The following is a 22,463-nucleotide window of genomic DNA, read 5'->3' as shown; positions in this document are numbered from 1 at the left end:
GCCGAATAATTACCGAAATAACTATTCTGTTGGTCACTCAGTTTTCAATTGAGACTCTAATTTGTTTGCCTCGCTACCTAAGTAGTTTAGCTGTTAGAACTCAATCTGTACGAGTGCCCACACAGATGATTGCTTTATATTGTTAAAGAACGTTTTGAGTCGCTTTAGCGTCTCAAGGGATGCGAATAATACACCCTTTATTTTTCGAGTCAACACTTAGTTTTAAACTTTCTTTTGGAAGATTTAAAACCGAAGTTTTATTTAACTCTCTGAGTTGTTCCTGCCTCGCTATGCGTTGGCGTTTCCCGTCTCAGTGGGGTCGCATTATAGGGAGATCCGAAAACAGATCAACCTTTTTTTGAAGAAAACTTGAAATAATGTGCTGTTCGCACATATTTGCATCGAAATGGTTACTTTAAACACTAAAAAGGCCCTGATGGGCCTTTTTAATTAGTTTACTATGAGCTTCCACCCAAGTTTACCTTGCTGTTTAGACTCTTGTTGTAGCTCGCTGGCCATTAATGGATGATCTTTTAACCAGTTACTTTCAAACTTAAGGTCTAACACTTCATTTTTAGCAGTTAACTCAAACATAGGCAGTACATCATCTTGTCTGCGCATTGATAAGATGACTGCTATCCGTAGTAATCTCACTATATATTGCGCCAATAGACTATTTACGCCGAGTGAATTAAAACAGCCTTTTGGAAAATCAGAACGATGCGCATCTGCTACCGCTACTATTAATTTATGCTCTGACTGTGAAAAACCAGGCATATCGGTATTTTCCAAAATATAAGCGGTGTGTTTATGGTACTGCTTATATTCTATTAGTAATCCAATCTCATGAAGCTGCGCTACCGCTTTTAATAGTGGTAACCCATTTAAACGTTCAATTGGCCAATCTTTATCAATACTTACCGCTAACTGCATAGCTAAGCTTGAAACCCGACACGCTTGTTTTTGATCAACGTGATAACGACTCATAAACCCATCAACTGTGCGTTTACGAATGTCGTTATTATGAAACTCCGGAACCATGCTATATAAAACGCCTTCACGCAGTGCTCCACCCGCCAATCCCATTTTTTCTATTTCAAGAGATTCAAATAGTGCGATTAAGATTGCGAGCCCTGATACAAATACCAGTCGACGGTCTTCACTTAATCCAGGAAGGTCTAGCGCTGCAATAGTGCTAAATGCAATTGCTTGCTCTTTTATAGTGTTGAGCTTTTCAAGCGTAAGTAAATCGTCAAGATTTTGAGCGACCATAATTTCTTGAATTGCTTGCACTGTGCCAGAAGCACCAGATGCAATTTGCCATCCCGCTGTTTTATATTCTGGAGAAATTTCATCAATGACTGTACGAGCTGCTTTTATGGCTGCGTTAAAGTTACTCTTACTTAATTGGCAGTCTTTGAAATAGCGTTCAAGATAGGTAACACACCCCATATTGAGGCTTTTGTAATGTAAGGCATCAAATGCTTTACCAATTACAACTTCGGTACTTGCACCACCAATGTCAATAACAAGCTGTTTGCCAGTACAAGATGAAGTATGAGCAACACCTTTATAAATTGTACGCGCTTCTAATTCTCCGCTAATAACATTAATGTTATGGCCAAGAATCTTTTCTGCATGATTTTTGAATACTTCGGCGTTAGTTGCTAACCGTAAGGTGGCTGTTGCTACTATGGTGATGTTTTTATCTGGGATATCTTGTAGACGCTCAGCAAAAAGGGCAAGGCATTCCCAGCCTCGCTGCATTGCTTCAGTGCTCAATACGTTATCTTTATCAAGCCCTGCGGCTAATCGGACTTTGCGTTTAACACGTCCAATTGTTTGTAGACCGCCAGCAATTGATTTGGCTATAAGCATATGAAAGCTATTTGAGCCCAAATCAATAACTGCGTACACATTTTTTTGCGGTTTAAGTTGCCCCACCGTTCAAAAACCTCTAGTTACTACTACTTATACAAACGGTCGTTTACGACCGTCCTTTTTGGTAACTATTATTTGGGCGACGTCCGCTGTTATTACTACGGTTACGTGGACCTGTTGAATAGTTGCGCTTTCTTTGAATGATAGGCTGAGTTAAATCATCTAGCAATGCTGTTTTATCATAATGTGATAAAGGAATGCTGTGCTCTATATATTCTTCAATTTCATGCAGGTTATATGCATATTGCTCACATGCAAAACTAATTGCGTGGCCTGATGCACCAGCGCGGCCAGTACGACCAATACGGTGAACATAATCTTCACAATCGTCAGGTAAATCAAAGTTAAATACATGACTTACTTCTGGAATATGAAGACCACGCGCTGCAACATCAGTCGCAACTAAAAAGTCTAAGTCGCCTTTGCTAAACTGCGCTAATATAGTTTGGCGTTTTTTCTGGTTAACATCACCAGTAAGCATACCTACACGATGACCGTCTGACTTAAGCCAAGCATATACTGTTTCACAACTGTGCTTGGTATTTGCAAACACGATTGCTTTCTCTGGCCATTCTTCTTCAATTAAGCTTAACAACAGCTTAATTTTATCTTCTTGCGAAGGATGAAATAGCTCTTCTTGAATACGTTTACCCGTTTTAACGTCAGGTTCAATTTGAACATGTTCTGGGTTTGTCATGTGCTCAAAAGCTAATTCTTGTACGCGATACGATAATGTGGCAGAAAATAATAAGTTTAAACGCTTTGATGTATCTGGCATACGATCGAACATATAGCGAATATCTTTGATAAAACCTAAATCGAACATACGATCAGCTTCGTCAAGCACGACTACCTCAATTTCATTAAGGGTGTAACAGCCTTGCTTATACAGATCAATTAGACGACCTGTAGTACCAATTAAAATATCAACGCCTTTTTCTAGTTGTGCACGTTGTTTTTCGTAATCTTCGCCACCATATACTAAACCTAAGTTAAGATTACAGTGCGGCGCTAAAATTTTAGCATCTTTGTGTATCTGAATCGCAAGCTCCCGAGTAGGGGCCATGATCAGGGCTCTTGGATGTTTACTAGGTGCTTTGCTAGATTGTAATAACCGATGGCACGTGGCAGTTAAAAACGCCAACGTTTTGCCTGTACCTGTTTGAGCTTGGCCCGCGATATCGCGTCCATCACAAATAAAAGGTAGGCATTTTGCTTGAATAGGTGTGCAATATTCAAACCCATTCTCGGTTAAACCGGCAACCACTTCCGGTGCGATAGCAAAGTCTGAAAACTTTTTATCGGTTAAATGTGTCTTAGTCATAGCGTTTAAGCATAACGTTTAAACTTGCAATAAGAAACAAGAGTGTTTAAATACGCACTAAATATTTCGCCTAACTAAATCGGAGAGCGCAATGAGCGAGAAAATAATCCAAATTACTGACGATAGCTTTGAAGCTGACGTATTACAATCTGACAAACCAGTACTAGTAGATTTCTGGGCTGAATGGTGTGGACCTTGTAAAATGATCGCCCCTATTCTTCACGAAGTTGCTGATGAATACGACAGCCGTGTGACTGTTGCTAAATTAAACATTGACCAAAATGCTGGCACACCGCCAAAATTTGGTATTCGTGGTATTCCTACTTTACTTCTTTTTAAAGATGGTCAAGTAGCTGCAACGAAAGTAGGTGCTCTTTCAAAAACTCAACTTATTGAGTTTTTAGAAAACAACATCTAACTGTAAGCTAGAACAATAAAAAGGGCTTTTTGCCCTTTTTTAAATTTATTTTGTATAAAGACTGGACGCTTTGCCAGTGAACTGCTAGTTTATAAAGCCAACTAATCCTTAGTTATATTCAACAAACCTCACTCAACGATCAAAGCGATTTTGAGTATGACAACTGTAATAAAGAACCCACCAATATGCATTTACGCGAATTAAAAGACAAGTCCATTAAAGAGCTTGTAGACTTAGCTGAGTCCATGGGGCTCGAAAACGTAGCCCGCTTAAGAAAGCAAGATATCATTTTTGCCATTCTTAAATCCCATGCCAAAGGCGGAGAGAATATCTTCGGCGGCGGTGTATTAGAGATTTTACAAGATGGTTTCGGCTTCTTAAGATCATCAGAAGCCTCTTACTTAGCTGGCCCAGATGACATTTATGTTTCACCTAGCCAAATTCGCCGTTTCAGCATGCGTACTGGCGATTCAATTTCAGGTCTTATTCGTCCACCTAAAGACGGTGAACGTTACTTTGCTTTACTTAAAGTAAATGAAGTTAACTTTGATAAACCTGAAAACTCTCGAACTAAAATTCTTTTTGAAAACCTTACTCCATTACATGCAAACGAACGTTTTCGCATGGAACGTGGTAACGGCAGTAAAGAAGATATTACAGCCCGTGTACTTGATTTAGCATCTCCTATTGGCCGCGGCCAACGTGGTTTGTTAGTAGCTCCGCCAAAAGCGGGTAAAACAATGCTACTTCAAAATATTGCACAATCAATTACGCACAATCATCCTGATGTAACATTAATGGTTTTACTTATTGATGAACGTCCGGAAGAAGTAACAGAGATGCAACGCCTAGTTAAAGGTGAAGTTATTGCATCAACGTTTGATGAACCAGCTTCTCGTCACGTACAAGTTGCCGAAATGGTTATCGAAAAAGCAAAACGCCTAGTTGAACATAAAAAAGATGTTGTTATCTTATTGGATTCAATCACTCGTTTAGCACGTGCTTATAACACCGTTATTCCTTCATCAGGTAAAGTACTTACTGGTGGTGTTGACGCTAACGCATTACATAAACCTAAGCGCTTCTTTGGTGCTGCACGTAACGTTGAGGAAGGTGGTAGCTTAACAATCATAGCTACAGCTCTTATCGATACTGGCTCTAAAATGGATGAAGTTATCTACGAAGAGTTTAAAGGTACTGGTAACATGGAACTTCACCTTAACCGTAAAATTGCGGAAAGACGTGTATTCCCAGCTATCGACTTTAACCGCTCAGGTACTCGTCGTGAAGAATTACTAACAAAACCAGATGAACTTCAAAAGCTTTGGATTTTACGTAAAATTGTTCATGACATGTCAGAAATTGATGCAATGGAATTCTTAATCGATAAACTATCGATGAGCAAAACCAATGATGAATTTTTTGATTCGATGAGACGCCAATAAAAGCGTTTTAATTGAATAAAAAAGCGCCTTAGGCGCTTTTTTTGTGTCTGGATTAAATACAGTTTAACTTTCATTATACTTTTTAAGTACACCCTGCAGCGTATCAACGAGCGCTTTAAAATCATTTGCACTGCTTTTTTGGCTTCTGCGTAGAAGTGCTCTGTCTAAATTTTTAGCCGATTGCGCAATTTCATCCAAACCAAACATTTGTGCAGCCCCTAAAATGCGATGGCTATCTTTTTGTAGCGCATCTAAATCTTCGCTTATAAAATGCTGCGTAATCGTTTCACTCTCCAAAGCAAAGCTCTGCTTGAAACTAATCACAAGATCGCTCATATCAACTTCATTTTGCTTTGTAATTGGCTGATCTTCTGCATTATGTAGGTGACTAGAAAGCGCTTTATAAAATGACTCTTTGTCTATCGGTTTACCTAAGTAACCAGTAAACCCTAACTCTAAATAACCATCCACTTCATGACTCATAGCATTTGCTGTTAAAGCAAAAATAGGTCGCTCAAAACCACATTGTTTTAATAGCTGAAAAGCAGAACGCCCATCCATCACTGGCATTTGAATATCGAGCAATACCAAATCTGGATATTCTTTTAAGCACTGCTCTACCGCTTGCTCACCATTTTCAACAGCAATAACCTCGAGTCCCATTGAGCGTAAATAACGACTTATTAACCTACGATTATCAGGATGATCCTCCGCAAGTACAACACGCCCTGCTAATTGCTTATTTGCCTTAGGAGCACTTTGAGTTTCAATCATGCTTTGAGATTTATTTACTTCTGCGCACGGTAAAAAGAACGAAAACTGACTGCCCTTTTTGTATTCGCTTTGTACGCTGATATAACCACCCATCATCGCAGCTAATTGTTGCGATAAGCTAAGGCCTAACCCTGTACCACCAAAGCGACGGCTAATGCTGTTATCAGCTTGGCTAAAGCATTCAAAAATAAGCTTTAACTGTTTAGAGCTCATACCAATACCGGTATCTTTTACAATAATAACTAGTCCTTGCTCACTCTTATTTAATGCAATAATGATCTGCCCTGAATGAGTAAACTTAATAGCATTTGCACATAAGTTTATAAGAATCTGCTTTACGCGTATTAAATCCAGCTTAGTGTAAAACTCATTACCCACTTGATTGTCTAAAATAAGATGTAGATTTTTTGCTTTTGCTTGGGTGATAAACATTGCGTGCACATCATTTACGAGCTCTACAATATCAAAGCACGAAATATTTAACTCTAATCTATTGGCTTCAATTTTACTTAAATCGAGTACATCATTTATTAAGCTTTTTAAATGGTCACTGTGACGCTGAATTACTCTTAATTCATCTTTAAGTGACTCAGGCTCATATAATTCATTAATTAAAGCATCTGTTTGCCCTAAAATAGCCGTTAGTGGAGTGCGAATTTCGTGACTAATATTAGCCAAAAACTGGCTTTTAACATCGTTGGCTTCTCTCAGCTCTTGTGCAATTGCCTGCAATTCTGCAGTACGTTGCGTAACTTGTTCTGTTAACTGCTGCTTAGCGCGTTTTTCTGCACCACGGCGATAAAGCGCAATACCAGTTACGACAACTAAAAGTAATAGTAAAAAAGAGAATAAAGTAAGCTGAGAACGCTGCGACATTTTTAGCTCTTGCACACGGCGATCTTGTTTAAGTTTTTCTATCTCTTGGTTTAATTGCGTTGCTTTAAATTGATGCTGAAGTACCGCTAGTGCATTTATAATTGCCGTACTTCTGAGCTTTCGCAACTCACTAATATATTTTTGTTGCAAAGCCATTGCGCTTGAATAATCGCCTTTACTGGCTTCAAGAAGTGCTTTGGCCCCCAAGCTCTCTCTAATTATTCGCTCACTACCATATTCATGAGCAAGTAAAATTGCTCTATCTAAATTTATTTGCGCCTCTTCTAAGTTGCCCTTAACAAACTGAATTTTAGCCAGCGCATGTAGCGCATTAAGCTCTAAATTATGGTTATCTATTTTAAGGGCGTAGTACTCACCTAATTTAGCTTGCTCGTACGCTTCATCCACTTTTTTTAATACTAAATTAGTATTTGCTAGGTTTGTATATTGTGTAGATAACTTATTGTAATCATTAGCTGAAATATAATAGCGTAGCGCTAGCTGGTAATAATGCAGTGCTAAGTCAAATTGATTACTCTCCATATGGGCAACACCCATATTGTTATATACCTGCGCAATACCGCTTTTATCATCTAATCGTTGATAAACCTTAAGTACATCTTGATAAAGACCAAACGCACTATCGTAGCGTGATAAGCGTATATAAACGCCTGCTATATTAAGTAGTATATCGGTTTTATCTTGCTCGCTGCCGTACGCCTCGTAGATAGCTTTTGCTTTTAAATAAAACTCTAGGGTATCGCCTAGCTTATTCATATTAAAATAGGCCAAACCAATATTATTTAATAAGTTTGCCTGCTCTAGTAATTGCTTATTCTTTTCTGCTAATGCTAGGGTACGGGTATATTCAATAATCGCTTTTTGAAATAAGCCTTGATAAAAAAGTACAACACCTTGCATTTTTATTGCACGAAAGTGCTCATCAGGGAAGAAAGTATCCGAAGTATGTTGTTCAAGTAATTTAAAGTAATGTAATGAGTCTTTAAAATTATCAACCGATAACGCAGTATTACCCAATGCCGAATAAACAGCGACACGCTCTTTTTTGGAGGCATTTTTATTAGCAAGTAGCATGTTTGCTAATTGTAATTTAGGCTCCCACTGCACTTCGTTTTTGAATTGCTCAAATAACGAATCATTATTTTGGGCATAGCTAGGAGCTATTAGTACACAGCATATAGTAAATAAGAGGCATTTTAACTTGCCCAGCATAATTTTAATCCTTCAAACCGTTACTTATATCAGTGTAATCTTTATTGAAGATACACCAACTACTAGGACCTAAACAATGCTTAACCCACTGATTGATGAGATTTTTGAGCTAATACTAACAAAGCAGGTTTGGCAAGTTCATACTTTAGCAGCAGAACTGACAAACCGCAGCGCTATGACCACTCTCGATAAAAGTCCTGAACGTGATTTATTTAAACGTAACTTTTTAATTATGAATGCACTGTACCAACTGCAGGCACAATTACGCCCTCAGAGTTTACTCATTTCAGCTCTGCATATCGAGCTTTTAGAAAAAGGAGATAATAGTTTAGTAACAACAAGCGAAAATTTGCGAGATTATTATTTAGATTGGCATAATTACGATACCAGAGAAGAGCAGATTGATGAGCTTTTAAATAGCTTTTGGCGTCAGTTTAAAACGATATCACCACAACAGGCTTTAAATGAAAATGAATTTAAAGCATTGGCTTTAGAATGGAAGTTACCTGAAAATTTCACTCTTAAAAATGTTCAAAAGCGCTGGAGACAACTTGCATTACAAGTGCACCCAGATAAACCAAATGGCTGTGAAGTTGAGTTTAAAAAAATACAAACACAATACGAGCAGCTAAAGGTAGCTGCTCGTTAATCTATTAATTTAGAAGTTTAAATTAACGAGTAAGGCGACGTGCGCGTATTTTACGCCCTTTAATATTGCCTTCGGTTAATTTACGAAGCGCAGGTTTTAATGAGTTACGCTCAACAGCAACAAACGCTACGTTATCAAGTACGTTAATTTTACCCACCTGACGACCTGCAACCCCATCTTTACCCGTTAAGGCACCTAAAATATCACCTGCACGTACTTTTTGTTTTTTACCTGAATCAATCATCAAAGTAACCATTTCAGGGCGGTACGGTGGCTTGTCTAATAAATTAAATGGTGGCATTTGCTCTGGAGTAATATCACGTTCGTAATGTTCGCCTATTTGAGCAATTTTAAACGCTTCTGCTTCACCGTAAATAGAACATGCAATGCCCTTTTTACCAGCGCGACCAGTACGACCAACACGATGCACATGTGTTTGCGTGTCATGTGCTAAATGGTAGTTAATCACCATATCCATGTCGTCAATATCTAAACCACGTGCAGCAACATCGGTTGCAACAAGTATTGAAGCACTTTTATTTGAAAAGTGAATTAACGTACGTTCACGATCGCGCTGTTCTAAATCACCGTGTAGCGAAACAGCACTAAAGCCTTCATCAGCTAAATCGTCACACACTTGTTGTGTTTCTACTTTAGTATTACAAAACACAACACAGCTTTGTGGTGTAAATTTAAGTAATAATAATTTTAGCGTTGGATAGCGCTGCTTATTATTATCCATTTTGTAGAAGTACTGCTTAATTGTGCTTTTGGCTTGCTCTTCTTCTACTTTAACCATTTCTGGATTTTTAAGTACACGCTTAGCAATTGCTTCAATAGCTCTTGGGAATGTTGCACTAAATAACAATGTTTGACGATTTTGTGGAATGCGCTCAATAATTGCATCAAGTGTATCTTGAAAACCCATATCAAGCATTTGATCGGCTTCATCAAGTACCAATGTTTCAACATCATCTAAACGTAAAGTACCTTTACGAATATGGTCATCAACACGCCCAGGTGTACCAACAATAATATGCGCGCCATGTTCAAGCGAGCCTATTTGTGGACCAATTGATACACCGCCACATAACGTTAATATTTTAATGTTATGGATACCGCGCGCTAATTTACGCATTTCAACCGCAACCTGCTCGGCAAGCTCACGAGTAGGACACAAGACTAAAGATTGAATACGAAAGCGTTTTACGTTTAATTTAGCTAACACACCCAAGCTAAACGCAGCAGTTTTACCTGAACCGGTTTTTGCCTGAGCAATGATGTCTTTACCAGCAAGTACAGGCGGTAAACTTTGCGCTTGTACAGGTGTCATATGCGCATAACCAAGTGTTGATAAATTATCAACGAGTCCAGCTGGTAAAGCCAAAGATGAAAAAGCAGTTGAAGTCACAGTAAGTTCCATAGCAATAAAAATAACGTGGGGGAAAGCCCCACTAAATATGCTGCTAATAATAGCAGAATTCGCAATTGGCAACCATTAACAAACACACTATAAAGCATGTTAATAAAAGATGTTGAAAATGATAGTGATTTGCATTAGGATCTCGATTGTTTTTTACATAACTGCGCTGGAAGCAATCAATGAAACTGAATTCTCTTTACATAGCACTATTAGCAAGCATTACAACAAACGCATATGCAAACTCTACCGACCTTGAACGTATAGAAGTAAAAGGTAGCTACTTTAATGATTACAAAGTAGATAACGCTAATGGCGCAATGAGAACGTCAGCTTCATTACTTGAAACCGCACAATCTGTAACCGTAATTACAGACACTATTGTTAATGAACAACTTGCCACTACCCTTGGCGAAGTACTAACAAATGATGCCAGCTTAACGGCAGGCTCACAGCAACGAAACCGTGAAGTATTTAACTTACGTGGGTTTGAGCTAAGCTCATCGACAGGTTATTTACGCGACGGGCATCAGCATTGGTCGCACTACCAGCAACCAATCGAAATTTTGCAACAAGTTGAAGTAATTAAAGGCCCATCAAGTATTTTATATGGTCAGTCAGGCCCTGGTGGATTGGTTAACATGGTAACCAAAAAACCAACTGCAACGACATTATTTAATGCCAGTGCCGATGTAGACCAACATGGTTCAACGCGCTTTATGGTTGATGCTGCAGGCGCATTAACAGAATCGGAAGATTTACGTGCTCGCGGTATTTTAGTTAAACAAGATGTTGATTACTGGCGTGAATACCAAAATGGTGAAAACCGTGAACGTGACCGCTTTTTAGGTGCTTTAGTTGTTGATTACGATATTAGCGACAATGCATTAGTACGTGTGCATTACGACCGCACAGACGACGAAGCAGGTTTAGATACTGGCGCATGGATAGACGATAATGCCAATGTAATTGGTGATGATAAAACAATCCGTGATATGTCTTGGGCGTTTACCGATATTACAGTAGAAAACGTAGGTGTAGACCTAGAAGTATTTTTAACCGATAACTGGCAAGTAAAGCTTGGCTATAACGAACAAACATTTGAGCGCCAACGCTTTGAATCAGCACCGAATATGCCAAGTGACTTTGTTGAGGGTGATAGCTATCAATCAAATCCTTATGATCGCTTTGATGATTGGCAATTTAAAACTGCATTTATTGATTTTATTGGTGAATTTAAAACGGGAAGTTTACAACATCAGTTTTTAATTGGCGCAAACTCGCTTAATTATTACTACGGGCAACGTCGTACCTCTGCCGACTCTTTTGATTTTTCTGCAGGACAAGCAGAACCATCTCGTCCATCAGTAAGCTATAAAACAGATGATACAATAAGCGAAACTGAATACGACTACTACGGTATTTACGTTCAAGACTTAATTTCGTTCTCACCAGAGTGGCAATTATCGCTAGGTGGCCGTTACGATAAACAAACACGAGAAGATGCAGATAACGAATCATTTGTACCAAAAGTAGGCGTGCTTTATCACCCAAATGCTTCTGCAACTATATACGCTAGTTACTCAGAAGGTTTCGAGCCTCAAGGCAGCGAAACATTAATTGATGAAACAGATGTAAATAACGGTATGAAATTAGATGCTATTACATCTGAGCAAAGAGAAATTGGTATTAAATGGCAATTATTTGATGACCGCCTAATGCTTACCAGTGCTATTTTTGATATTAGCAAAGAAGGTACTCTTGTTAGCGAACAACTTGAAGTTCCTATTGGGTCATTCACAAGTGAAACAAACCAAGTAGGTGAACAACGCCATAAAGGTTTTGAGCTAAGCGCACAAGGTGCCGCTACTGACCGTTTATTTGTAATGGCATCAACTATGTACCTAGATGCTAATTTTGAACGCGATGAAAAACTTGAAGGCAAACGCCCTACCGATGCACCAAAATGGTCGGCATCACTTTGGACTCGTTATGAATTAAACGATGCAATTGCACTTAATGCAGGTGCTTTTTACGAAGGTGAACGTTTTGCTGATAGCGCCAATACAATTACTAAAAATGCATATACGCGTGTTGATGTAGGTGCAACTTATAAGTTTAACTTAAGTAATACCGATATTAACTTACGCCTTAACATCGAAAACTTATTTGATAAAAGCTATTTAGGTGGTGGCGGCACAAATAATGTAACTGTTGGCGAGGGCACAAATCTTCGTTTAGCTGCGCAATTTAGCTTTTAAATAAATGCCTTAAATAACAGCTTTAAAATATAGCCCGCGTACATTTACGCGGGCTTTTTTATATCTAAATATTCACACCTAACAGCATTAAACCTATTACAAAGCCTATTCATCTCATCTATTTTTTATCATGTTTGTTACATGCTCTAATAGCGCTAATTATTAAAAAGGCCTACCAAAATGAAAAAATTAATTACCGCACTGCTGCTTACTAGCAGTATGGCTGCAAACGCTAACAGCGCCGAATTTACCCAAAAGCAATTACAACAAGTAGACAAAGTGCGCACCTCTGCACTAAATAGTGATTTAAGTTATAAATTACTAGAGTCATTAACAACTGAAGTAGGCCCACGCCTTCCTGGTACCGAAAACGATAAAAAAGCCGTGGCATGGGCTCAAGCCAAATTTAATGAACTGGGCTTTGATAAAGTATGGTTAGAAAAAGCCACATTTCCTGAATGGCGCCGTTATAGCGAAAGCGGAAAAATACTAACACCAAGCGAGCAACCACTGCACTTAACTGCATTAGGTAACAGTATAAGCACGCCAAAAGATGGGATTACAGCGCCGGTTGTATTATTCGAAACACTTGATGAATTAAAAGCCGCACCGGCAAACAGTTTAAAAGGTAAAATTGCGTATATTAATTACCGTATGAACCGCGACATAGACGGGAATGGTTACGGACCTGCTGTAAAAGCACGCGGTACAGGCGCTATAGAAGCATCTAAAAAAGGCGCTGTTGCCTACATGATGCGCTCGGTTAGTACCGGTCATCATCGCTTTGCACACACTGGCGGTAGTTACTACAAAGAAGGTGTTACAAAAATACCTAACGTAACAATTGCTAACCCAGATGCAGATCAAATAGCACGCTTAGTTGCTTTAAATAAAGAAGTGTCGGTAAATATTAATGTGCAAACCGAAAGCCTTGGTGAAGGCACTGGTTATAACGTTATTGGCCAATTTAATGGTACCGAAAACCCTGAGCAATATGTATTAATTGGGGGGCATTTAGATTCTTGGGACTTAGGGACTGGCGCATTAGATGACGGCGCAGGCGTTGCACTAACAATGGCAGCCGCTAAACATATTAGCGATGTAAAACGCCCTAAGCGCAGTATTCGTGTGGTACTTTTTGCAGCTGAAGAGCTAGGTCTTTGGGGTGCAAAAGCTTATTTTGCAGAGCATAAAAACGAGCTAAGCAATATTGTTGCAGCCGCTGAGTCTGATTTTGGCGCCGATGTTGTATATGCTTTTGAGTCGAACGTAAGCGCAGAGTCACTTCCTGTAGTTCGCGCTATAGCAAAAGAACTTGCGCCGTTAAATATTGAGCACATTGGTAAAAACCAAGCGAATGGTGGCCCCGATCTAATTCCACTTAAAGCAGCAACGTCAGCGCCTATTTTTGAACTTGCTCAAGATGGAACAGATTACTTTGATTACCACCATACAGCTGACGATACGCTTGATAAAGTGACACCTGCTAAGCTTCGTCAAAATACCGCTGCATATGCTGTATTTGCTCTAATGGCTGCCGATGCAAAAACCACTATCAAGCCTAAAGCTCAAAATAAGTAATAACAGACATACTTACTTACAGTTTGTAGCTTTAACTAACACGCTTCTTGTTTTACCTTTAGGTAATTAAACAAGGAGCGTGCTTTATGTTACTTTTCAACACAAGTGAATCATTTCCACATTTTGCACAAATAACACGCTGCCCTCACTGCCAAAGCGACGCCTACCATTTAGTAAATAAAAGCCGCTATTTACGATTTAGCATTTTACCTATGCTTGCCTTAAAATTAAGCTATAAACGCGAGTGCTATCAATGCGGAAAAAGCGAACCTGTTAAAATACCGCAACTACCGTTAATAGAAAAACTAAGCCTACCTAAATACTTTATTGGCGTATTTTTATTGCTTTGGATTGTTTCGTTTTTTTATCAACAACACCTTGATACCGAGACTCAAAAGCAAAGCTATTTGAATACACCTAAAATATATGACACCTACTTAGTACACGCCGACAAATTTACACACGAACCCTGGACCCTAACCAATTTAAGAATTGCTCAAGTTTTAAGTTTTGATAAGCAGTTTATTACCTTTCAGATAAGCAACTACAGCTATAAACGTAATAATAGTATTACCTTGGCAATGCGTACCAGCCAACTAATTCAAGACAATTACTTCTCCACTAAAACAATCACCCTCCCTCGTGATGAAGTAAAGCGTTTGTATAAAGACGAAGCTATTTATGACGTGCTGCGACCTTATGCCAACAGCCTTTATGGCGGGTTTGTGATGTTTCCTCCCAAACCTAAGCCACTATATAAAGGTTTAAAACTCGATAAAAACAATCAACAAGGCATTATTTATTTTAAAGATAAGTTGTTTTTTGAAGCATTTAATAGCTTTAAGCTAGCTGCTGAAGCGGGTTCTCAATGGGGGCAATTAAATTTAGCGCAAATGTATCGTGATGGTCAGGGAATAGCTCAAAATTATCAACAGGCTATTTATTGGTATAAAAAGGCCATTGAGCAAAAAAATACTAAAGCACAATTTGAATTAGAATCGCTTTGTAAAATAGCTAACTGTGAATGAGTGAATTTAAATATAGCTGGCGCAACAAGTACGCCAGCTATAAACTATTTTTTAAATAACTTTGTATAACCTACATGTATAAGCACAACAACTAAGCCGGCAATAACACCTAGCAAACCATCAAACAAGAGAGGCGCTAATACTTCTCCTGTGCCGCCAGCAACAGACTGAGCATAGCTCGTTACATCCACTTGAGTATGATGCAATAACTCAACACCATGCACTAAAATCCCGCCGCCTACTAAAAACATTGCAATGGTGCCCGCAAATGCTAAAAACTGCATCAACCTAGGCGCTGCTGCGAGTAAGCCTTTACCAAGTAACTCTTTAAATTTATTAGCTGACACTTTAGATTCGTTGAGTAAATAAAGCCCGGCATCATCCAGCTTTACAATACCGGCCACTAAGCCATAAACGCCAATCGTCATTATAATTGCGATAACACAAAGCACTAAAGCTTGGTTAAGTAACGTAGCGCCTGCCACAGTGCCTAAAGTAATAACAATAATTTCGGCAGAAAGAATAAAGTCGGTTCTTATTGCCCCTTTTATTTTTTGTTTTTCATACTCAACTAAATCTAATTTTTCATCTTCATCTACCACTTCATTGTGATGAGGCAAAAACTTAGCAAATACTTTTTCAGCTCCCTCAAAACACAAAAACAAACCACCCATCATTAAAAGCGGTGTTATTAACCAAGGCAGCCATACGCTTATTAATAAAGCAGCGGGTACGAGTATCGCTTTATTTAAAAATGAGCCCTTTGCCACAGCCCAAACAACCGGTAATTCACGCTCTGCTGCAACACCTGTAACCTGCTGTGCATTGAGTGCTAAGTCATCGCCTAATACACCCGCTGTTTTTTTTGTTGCTACCTTACTCATTGTCGCAATGTCATCAAGTAAAGTGGTTATATCGTCTAATAACGTTAAAAGGTTAGTGCCTGCCATAAAGCTTCCGAGCTCAAAAAATATTGCTATAAACATAACGTAAAGCGCTACTTTCACCAACGGTTAATTTTGCTTTGTTATTCTTACATTAGATTAAAATTTTGCCCTGCGTTTTAACTTACTTTTAAAGAAGATGGGAGAAAAAATGAAAGTATATTTAGCATTAATCGCTATTTTACTAAGCTTAACCGCATGTAGTGATTTACAAACCAGTACTGCTTACCAATGCGATGATGAGAGCGTAAAACTCAATATTATTAATAATTCTGAAGCCGAAATTATCTTTAACAATAAAGTGCATGTACTTAATCACGAAAAAAGTGCATCAGGGAATAAATATATAAGTGAAGAGGTACTGTTTTGGGGTAAGGGAAATGAGGCCATGCTAATCATTGCTGGTAAAAAAAGACAGTGCATCAAGGTTTAACACAAAACCAACCAATAAATTACAGTAATGCTACAATAATTAAAGACCCATTATTGTGATGAAGTTATGCGTTCAATTGCGATCAAACATAAAATAATTTTAGCTTTTACAGCCATTGGTTTATTGGTGCTAACAAGTAGTGTGTTTTTTTATTGGTCATTAAACAAAATTAGCGTTAACAATACCCGAACCGAAAAATTAGCAGTTCCGGTACAACAGTTCAGTAAAGATTTAAGGCTATCATTACTGTCTATTACTAAATTTAACGCCTTAGCTTACAGCCAAGCAAACCTTGATTTACTTCAACAAAATAAAAAACAGGCGCAAGCTGAGCAACAACAATTTAGCGATATGCTCAATTCGTTAAGCACTCAACTAAATCAACAAATAACAATGCAAAATTTACTCACCAGTACCAACGCAGGCTTCGAGCAACTGACTAAAGTAAGTGTCGCAATGTTTAGTGCTAAAGAGAGTAAGTTTGTAGCGCAAAATTCCACCATAGAATTATCAGCAACGTTTAACGAGCAACTTTACAATTTAAGTTCTAACTTACTTGATATAGAACTTTTAGAAGTGCCTGCAAAACAGCAGGCGCTACTTAATGCGATGTTTGGAACAGCGACCCGTATAGATGATTTATTGTTTAACTTAAGCAATAATATAAAAAGCATTACTCAAACTACAAGTATCAATGATTTAAATAGCCATCAGCAAGATACCCTATTTCTACTAGATAACATCCAACCTAATTTCACCTATTTAGAGCAACAAGCGCTACCCTTTAATAATGCGTTTAATGCTAAAAATTTAACGGCTAAATTTAATCAATTAAGAGAGTTACTTAACAACGATACAGGAATTTATGCCCAACAAAATAAAGTACTCAAAAGTACTATTGCTGCGGCTCAAAATTTTGAACACTTTCAACAGCAATTTATAACAACAGAAGGTCAGCTTATTGAACTTAATAAATTGGCTGATGAGCGCTTTAATGCCTTACAAACTAATGCAAAGGCCGCCATAAATACTGGGATTAGCTCTGTAGTAATTATTACGCTTGTTTTAATTATATTGATTATCGCTATCTCTATTTTTACAACTCGCGCAATGCTAAAACCGCTTAAAAAAGTAAACCGCGATTTAGCCCGAATCGCCTCAGGTGATTTATCAAAGCGAAGCCATCCGCGCAGTAAAGATGAATTTGGTACTTTGCTAAATAACATAAATAAACTCAGTGAAGACCTTACCCAGTTAATTGGCGCAATTAGTAGCGACGCCCATGAACTAGACCGCAGCGCTATTAAAACCAGTGAAAAAGGTTAGCAAATGACGGTTGTTGCACAACAGCAGTTGGAGCGAAGCGCACAGGCAACATCGCTTGCACAAAATATGCTAACTAACTCACAAGCGGTTTATGAACAAGCAGATAAAACATCAAGTGAAATAACCAATGCATCGCAATTTGCCAATGACGTAAACAAGATTGCTAATACAAACAGTCTAAGTATAGAAACTTTATTACAGCGCCTTGATAAAGCAGTAGGCAGCACTGAGGAACTAGCCCAACACACTCAGCTTATTGAAGCCATTGTTGAAACAATTAGCAGCATTGCCGAGCAGACCAACTTATTGGCACTCAATGCTGCAATTGAAGCAGCGCGAGCGGGTGAAAACGGACGCGGGTTTGCTGTAGTTGCTGATGAGGTTCGATCATTAGCTGCACGTACACAGACCTCGACTAGCGAAATAAACACCATGATCCAAACATTGCAACAGCACACTCAAACAACTCAAGAACACATTACCGATGGCCAACACCAAGCCAAGCAATGTGTTAAAAACAGCACTGAACTAAATAAAGCCGTAGAGCGTATTAAAAGCACATTGTTGTCTGTTAATCAGATGAGTGAGCAGATTGCTCATGCATCACATGAGCAATTGACTAACAGTAACGACATTCAACAAATAATGGCCAAGGTGACAGAGCAAGCAACCTTGAATGCCAAAAACGCGACAACCCTAGCAAGCGAAAGTGAAGACGTAAATCAACTTGCACACTCCTTAACAAGTGCCGTAGAGCGCTTTAAGTTTTAAGTGCAAGTAATGACTTGGCTTGCATGAAATGGGTATAATACTTCAACTCTTTTGCTTAATAGCGGCCCACAATGAAATATAAAGATCTACGTGATTTTATCGATTTGCTTGAAAAAAAAGGCGAACTTAAACGTATCACCCAAGAAATCGACCCGTATCTTGAAATGACCGAAATATCTGATCGCACATTGCGTGCAAAAGGCCCTGCGTTATTATTCGAAAATCCAAAAGGCTACGATATGCCAGTGCTTACCAATTTATTTGGTACACCAAAACGCGTAGCTATGGGCATGGGCCAAACCGATGTTAGTGAGCTACGTGAAGTAGGTAAGCTACTCGCTTTTTTAAAAGAGCCAGATCCACCAAAGGGCATTAAAGAAGCCCTAGGCGCTATACCTATTTTTAAGCAAGTGCTTAATATGCCAGCAAAAGAAGTTAAAAAAGCGCCTTGTCAGCAAGTGGTTTTAGAAGGTGATGATGTAGACTTAACTAAATTACCTATTCAGCATTGCTGGCCAGGTGACGCTGCACCATTAATTACTTGGGGCCTTACCGTAACTAAAGGGCCTTATAAAAAGCGCCAAAATTTAGGTATTTATCGCCAACAGCTATTAGGCAAAAATAAAATAATTATGCGCTGGTTATCACACCGTGGTGGCGCGCTTGATTTTCTAGAATGGTGTAAAGAAAACCCAGGGCAACCTTATCCGGTTTCTGTTGCATTAGGCGCTGACCCTGCAACAATACTAGGCGCTGTAACACCAGTACCCGACACATTAAGCGAATATGCTTTTGCTGGTTTATTACGTGGTAGTAGAACCGAAGTTGTTAAATCTATTTCCAATGACCTACAAGTCCCTGCCAGTGCAGAAATAGTACTTGAAGGTTACATTATGCCGGGCGAAATGGCGCCAGAAGGCCCTTATGGTGACCATACCGGTTACTATAATGAAGTCGACGACTTTCCAGTTATGACGGTAACTCACTTAACGCATCGTAAAGATCCTATTTATCACAGCACATTTACTGGCCGTCCGCCTGATGAGCCTGCGATTTTAGGTGTAGCACTTAATGAAGTGTTTGTGCCGATATTACAAAAGCAGTTTCCTGAAATTGTCGATTTTTACCTTCCGCCTGAAGGGTGCTCGTACCGTATGGCGATTGTAACAATGAAAAAACAATATCCTGGTCATGCTAAGCGCGTGATGATGGGCGTTTGGTCGTTCTTACGTCAGTTTATGTATACTAAATTTGTAATTGTGTGCGATGACGATATTAATGCCCGTGATTGGGAAGATGTTATTTGGGCTATAACAACCCGAATGGACCCCGCTCGCGATACAACATTAATAGAGAACACACCTATCGATTACCTCGATTTTGCATCGCCAGTTTCTGGCCTTGGTTCAAAAATGGGAATGGATGCTACCAATAAATGGCCTGGCGAAACCACCCGTGAATGGGGCGAGCCTATTGTTATGGATAAAGACACCAAAGACCGCGTAGATGATATTTGGGAAAGCCTTAATATTCTTTAAGTGTTTATATGTAAGTACATAACAGGCTATAAAATAACCCTGCAGATATGCTAGAATCGACTCATTCGATTGCGTATCTGCTGTTAAAAGCGCTGCTAAAAGGTAAAAAATGCAAACATTAAAAGCTGAAGTTGTAGCTATCAGCCCACTTACAGAATTTGTTCATAAAGTAATTTTAAAGCCACAACAACCTGTGACCTTTGAAGCTGGCCAATACATGCAACTGGTGTTAGGCGAAAAAGACAAACGTGCTTTTTCTATAGCTAGCCGCCCTTCACAGTGCGATGCAATAGAACTGCATATTGGCGCGTCAGGTGCCGATTCGTATGCAATGCAATCGCTGGAACATTTAAGAAGTGCACATAATGATGGGCAGTTAGTAGACATTGAAGCCGGACTGGGTATTTCACAGTTGCGCCTACAATGTGAGCGACCAATTATTTTACTTGCCGGCGGTACTGGTTTTTCATACGCAAAATCAATGGCTGATCACTTAGCTGAGATTAAATGCGACCGCCCTGTATTGTTTTACTGGGGCGTAAAAGAAGAGTCTGCTTTATACGCACACACCGAAATGCAAACATGGGCCGATAGCCACAAAAACTTTGAGTTTATTCCTGTGGTAGAAAATCCATCTGCTAATTGGCAAGGTCATACTGGTTATGTACACAAAGCAGTAATGCAAGATATTGTATCGCTTGAACCGTACGATATTTATATGGCGGGTCGTTTTGACATGATAGGTATTGTCCGTGATGACTTTATTACTCATGGTGCAATTCGTGAAAACATGTACGCAGATGCATTCGCATTTATCAAATAATTGAAATTAACTTTCAGTTATGAATAAAGGCACCTAATCGGTGCTTTTATTTTATATAACAATAAATACTTAATAGTTAAAACCTATCAATCTCATCAATATAAACAATTTCCTAAATTCCTATCTATAAACCATACTTTGTATAGAACATCAGCGGGAGAGACCCAAATGCTAAATACAAAAGTAAAAGATTTTATGCAACGCAAGTTGCCAAATATAACACCCGATACAGAAATGACGACAGCCATAGCAGAACTACAAAAATTTAAACTACTTGGCGCACCAGTATTTGATAAAGATAAATGCCTAGTCGGATTTATATCTGAGCAAGAACTATTAAAACCACTTACGCAAAGCAGTTATTTTTGTGATGGGATGGTTAAAGTATCGCAACTTATGCAAACAAAGGTAGTGACAGTTAGCGGCGATACCAATATTATTGAGCTTGCAGAGCAAATGCAGCCCGGTAAACCAAAAAACTACCCTGTTGTAGAGGGTGTTAAAGTAATCGGCATGATCAGCCGAGCAGATGTACTTAAAGCACTTTACGATAATTACATGAGCTGCCAAACACACTAAATTGCAGATAACAAAATGCCGCTTATAAAGCGGCATTTTTAATGTGTATTAAATAGAGTTAACGTGCGCTAACGATTGCTGAAAGTTCTTTTTTATCGCCATCGCTTAAAAATGCTATTTCTAATGCATTTTTTTGGGCTTTTTCCATATCAGCTTGAGATAAGCCCGCTTTAGGTGCTGCAACGGTATATTCGTACTCAATTTCAATGCCTTCAACCGCAGGGTCATCAGTATTAATACACGCTAAAATACCGTGATCTAAAAACTGTTTAAGTGGGTGCTTAGCTAAATCGTTTACTGTACTGGTTTGAATATTACTTGTTAAGCACGACTCAATACCAATACGGTTATCGCGTAAGTAATCCATTAGTTTTGGATCTTCAATAGCTTTAACGCCATGCCCTATTCGGCTTGCACCTAACTCATTAATTGCTTGCCAAATACTTGGAGCACCGAGTGCCTCTCCAGCATGAATAGTCGAAGCTAAATAAGCATTTCGTACTTGTTTAAAGTGCTCTACAAACAACTCACCAGGAAAGCCAATTTCGTCACCGGCTAAATCAACAGCGACTAAATCATTTTTAAATGCGAGTAAAGCATCAAGCTCTTTTTGACATGTTTTTACGCCATAAGTACGCGATAAAATACCAATCAAGTTAGCTTTTATATTTGCATCCTTTGTTGCTGATTTAATACCATCAACAACCGCCTCTACAACCCCTTCTGGGTGTAAACCTTGGCTTTGTGCCATGTAGTAAGGGCTAAATCGAAGCTCTACATAATCAAGGCCTTGTGCTTGTGCATCTTCAATGTTTTCAATCGCTATGCGTCTACACGCATCGTAGTCGCCAAGTACAGTGACACCCCAATCTAACTTTTGTAAAAAAGCCATAAGGTTTGGCTCAGGGTCAATAACTTGAACATGAGGAATTAATGCCTCAACGTTATCTGCAGGTAACTCTATATTAAACTGACGACCAAGTTCTAATATGGTTTGCGCACGTACATTACCATCTAAATGACGGTGAATATCTAGCAAAGGTAATTTTCTATTGATCATAATAGCAACCCAGTTTAGTTAAATTTGCGCGCATGATAC

General features: G+C 38.8%; 16 protein-coding genes and 1 pseudogene. 11 read left to right on the top strand and 6 right to left on the bottom strand.

Translation table 11 applies throughout. The annotated features are described in order from the left end of the window. Positions 1-450 precede the first annotated feature (450 nt). Both gppA and rhlB read right to left on the bottom strand, forming a co-directional pair. Entirely contained in the window at positions 451-1,944 is a 1,494-nt protein-coding gene (gppA, locus tag I6F66_RS18010) for a guanosine-5'-triphosphate,3'-diphosphate diphosphatase (protein ID WP_007580584.1), read from the bottom strand. 43 nt (positions 1,945-1,987) lie between these two features. After that, positions 1,988-3,265 (bottom strand): ATP-dependent RNA helicase RhlB, encoded by a 1,278-nt coding sequence (gene rhlB / locus I6F66_RS18005; protein ID WP_165741477.1) that lies wholly within the window; start codon positions 3,263-3,265, stop codon positions 1,988-1,990. Positions 3,266-3,356: 91 nt separating this feature from the next. Between rhlB and trxA the strand changes: the two genes are divergently transcribed. Both trxA and rho read left to right on the top strand, forming a co-directional pair. Beyond that, on the top strand, positions 3,357-3,683 hold the full coding sequence (gene trxA / locus I6F66_RS18000) for a thioredoxin TrxA (protein WP_002960942.1): 327 nt from the start codon (positions 3,357-3,359) through the stop codon (positions 3,681-3,683). Positions 3,684-3,868: 185 nt separating this feature from the next. Beyond that, positions 3,869-5,128 (top strand): transcription termination factor Rho, encoded by a 1,260-nt coding sequence (rho, locus tag I6F66_RS17995; RefSeq protein ID WP_002960945.1) that lies wholly within the window; start codon positions 3,869-3,871, stop codon positions 5,126-5,128. Positions 5,129-5,191: 63 nt separating this feature from the next. Here rho and I6F66_RS17990 read toward each other — a convergent pair whose 3' ends face one another. Beyond that, entirely contained in the window at positions 5,192-8,011 is a 2,820-nt protein-coding gene (locus tag I6F66_RS17990) for an ATP-binding protein (RefSeq protein ID WP_007580583.1), read from the bottom strand. A gap of 76 nt (positions 8,012-8,087) precedes the next feature. On the opposite strand from I6F66_RS17990, the gene I6F66_RS17985 reads away from it, so the two are divergent. Beyond that, positions 8,088-8,660, top strand: coding sequence for a DNA-J related domain-containing protein (locus I6F66_RS17985; RefSeq protein ID WP_165739347.1), 573 nt, complete (start codon positions 8,088-8,090; stop codon positions 8,658-8,660). 22 nt (positions 8,661-8,682) lie between these two features. Here I6F66_RS17985 and dbpA read toward each other — a convergent pair whose 3' ends face one another. Continuing rightward, on the bottom strand, positions 8,683-10,071 hold the full coding sequence (gene dbpA / locus I6F66_RS17980; protein WP_007580581.1) for an ATP-dependent RNA helicase DbpA: 1,389 nt from the start codon (positions 10,069-10,071) through the stop codon (positions 8,683-8,685). 191 nt (positions 10,072-10,262) lie between these two features. On the opposite strand from dbpA, the gene I6F66_RS17975 reads away from it, so the two are divergent. The 3 genes from I6F66_RS17975 to I6F66_RS17965 all read left to right on the top strand — a co-directional run bounded on the left by I6F66_RS17975 (position 10,263) and on the right by I6F66_RS17965 (position 14,950). Then, positions 10,263-12,341: a TonB-dependent siderophore receptor gene (locus tag I6F66_RS17975; protein ID WP_197142726.1), complete on the top strand. Its 2,079-nt coding sequence runs from the start codon at positions 10,263-10,265 to the stop codon at positions 12,339-12,341. 180 nt (positions 12,342-12,521) lie between these two features. Then, positions 12,522-13,922: a M20/M25/M40 family metallo-hydrolase gene (locus I6F66_RS17970; RefSeq protein WP_165739343.1), complete on the top strand. Its 1,401-nt coding sequence runs from the start codon at positions 12,522-12,524 to the stop codon at positions 13,920-13,922. An 86-nt stretch (positions 13,923-14,008) separates the two neighbouring features. Then, a complete protein-coding gene (locus tag I6F66_RS17965; RefSeq protein WP_024589662.1) occupies positions 14,009-14,950 on the top strand; it encodes a tetratricopeptide repeat protein in 942 nt (313 codons plus the stop codon). Between the two features lie 44 nt (positions 14,951-14,994). On the opposite strand, the gene I6F66_RS17960 is transcribed toward I6F66_RS17965, so the two are convergent. Further along, complete coding sequence (locus I6F66_RS17960; protein ID WP_165729320.1) at positions 14,995-15,900, bottom strand: DUF808 domain-containing protein; 906 nt, start codon at positions 15,898-15,900, stop codon at positions 14,995-14,997. Between the two features lie 145 nt (positions 15,901-16,045). On the opposite strand from I6F66_RS17960, the gene I6F66_RS17955 reads away from it, so the two are divergent. The 5 genes and pseudogenes from I6F66_RS17955 (at position 16,046) to I6F66_RS17935 (ending at position 21,364) form a co-directional block, all read left to right on the top strand. Further along, complete coding sequence (locus I6F66_RS17955; protein ID WP_165729321.1) at positions 16,046-16,327, top strand: MliC family protein; 282 nt, start codon at positions 16,046-16,048, stop codon at positions 16,325-16,327. 66 nt (positions 16,328-16,393) lie between these two features. After that, positions 16,394-18,424 (top strand): annotated as a pseudogene (locus tag I6F66_RS17950) (methyl-accepting chemotaxis protein). Between the two features lie 71 nt (positions 18,425-18,495). After that, positions 18,496-19,962, top strand: a complete 1,467-nt coding sequence (ubiD, locus tag I6F66_RS17945) for a 4-hydroxy-3-polyprenylbenzoate decarboxylase (protein WP_197176480.1) — start codon at positions 18,496-18,498, stop codon at positions 19,960-19,962. A 109-nt stretch (positions 19,963-20,071) separates the two neighbouring features. Next, the gene (gene fre, locus I6F66_RS17940; protein WP_166419571.1) at positions 20,072-20,785 is read left to right on the top strand and encodes an NAD(P)H-flavin reductase; all 714 of its coding nucleotides are present in this window, start codon (positions 20,072-20,074) and stop codon (positions 20,783-20,785) included. 168 nt (positions 20,786-20,953) lie between these two features. Continuing rightward, positions 20,954-21,364, top strand: coding sequence for a CBS domain-containing protein (locus tag I6F66_RS17935; RefSeq protein WP_007580571.1), 411 nt, complete (start codon positions 20,954-20,956; stop codon positions 21,362-21,364). 58 nt (positions 21,365-21,422) lie between these two features. Here the strand turns inward: I6F66_RS17935 and add are convergent, their stop codons facing one another. Further along, positions 21,423-22,424, bottom strand: a complete 1,002-nt coding sequence (add, locus tag I6F66_RS17930; protein WP_024592609.1) for an adenosine deaminase — start codon at positions 22,422-22,424, stop codon at positions 21,423-21,425. Between the last annotated feature and the right edge of the window lie 39 nt (positions 22,425-22,463).

The sequence above is a fragment of the Pseudoalteromonas sp. NZS100_1 genome (genome assembly GCF_015864285.1).
In the GTDB taxonomy this organism is placed as follows: domain Bacteria; phylum Pseudomonadota; class Gammaproteobacteria; order Enterobacterales; family Alteromonadaceae; genus Pseudoalteromonas; species Pseudoalteromonas arctica.
The sequence above is the reverse complement of the archived record's forward strand: the minus strand, read 5'-3'. Positions and strand labels throughout refer to the sequence as shown.

Bases quoted from the DNA above. Each gene is read 5' to 3' on its own strand.
- fre (WP_166419571.1), top strand. From the start codon at position 20,072: ATGCAAACATTAAAAGCTGAAGTTGTAGCTATCAGCCCACTTACAGAA.
- I6F66_RS17935 (WP_007580571.1), top strand. From the start codon at position 20,954: ATGCTAAATACAAAAGTAAAAGATTTTATGCAACGCAAGTTGCCAAAT.
- I6F66_RS17960 (WP_165729320.1), bottom strand. From the start codon at position 15,900: ATGGCAGGCACTAACCTTTTAACGTTATTAGACGATATAACCACTTTA.
- ubiD (WP_197176480.1), top strand. From the start codon at position 18,496: ATGAAATATAAAGATCTACGTGATTTTATCGATTTGCTTGAAAAAAAA.
- I6F66_RS17975 (WP_197142726.1), top strand. From the start codon at position 10,263: ATGAAACTGAATTCTCTTTACATAGCACTATTAGCAAGCATTACAACA.
- I6F66_RS17970 (WP_165739343.1), top strand. From the start codon at position 12,522: ATGAAAAAATTAATTACCGCACTGCTGCTTACTAGCAGTATGGCTGCA.
- I6F66_RS17990 (WP_007580583.1), bottom strand. From the start codon at position 8,011: ATGCTGGGCAAGTTAAAATGCCTCTTATTTACTATATGCTGTGTACTA.
- add (WP_024592609.1), bottom strand. From the start codon at position 22,424: ATGATCAATAGAAAATTACCTTTGCTAGATATTCACCGTCATTTAGAT.
- rhlB (WP_165741477.1), bottom strand. From the start codon at position 3,265: ATGACTAAGACACATTTAACCGATAAAAAGTTTTCAGACTTTGCTATC.
- I6F66_RS17965 (WP_024589662.1), top strand. From the start codon at position 14,009: ATGTTACTTTTCAACACAAGTGAATCATTTCCACATTTTGCACAAATA.
- rho (WP_002960945.1), top strand. From the start codon at position 3,869: ATGCATTTACGCGAATTAAAAGACAAGTCCATTAAAGAGCTTGTAGAC.
- I6F66_RS17955 (WP_165729321.1), top strand. From the start codon at position 16,046: ATGAAAGTATATTTAGCATTAATCGCTATTTTACTAAGCTTAACCGCA.
- trxA (WP_002960942.1), top strand. From the start codon at position 3,357: ATGAGCGAGAAAATAATCCAAATTACTGACGATAGCTTTGAAGCTGAC.
- I6F66_RS17985 (WP_165739347.1), top strand. From the start codon at position 8,088: ATGCTTAACCCACTGATTGATGAGATTTTTGAGCTAATACTAACAAAG.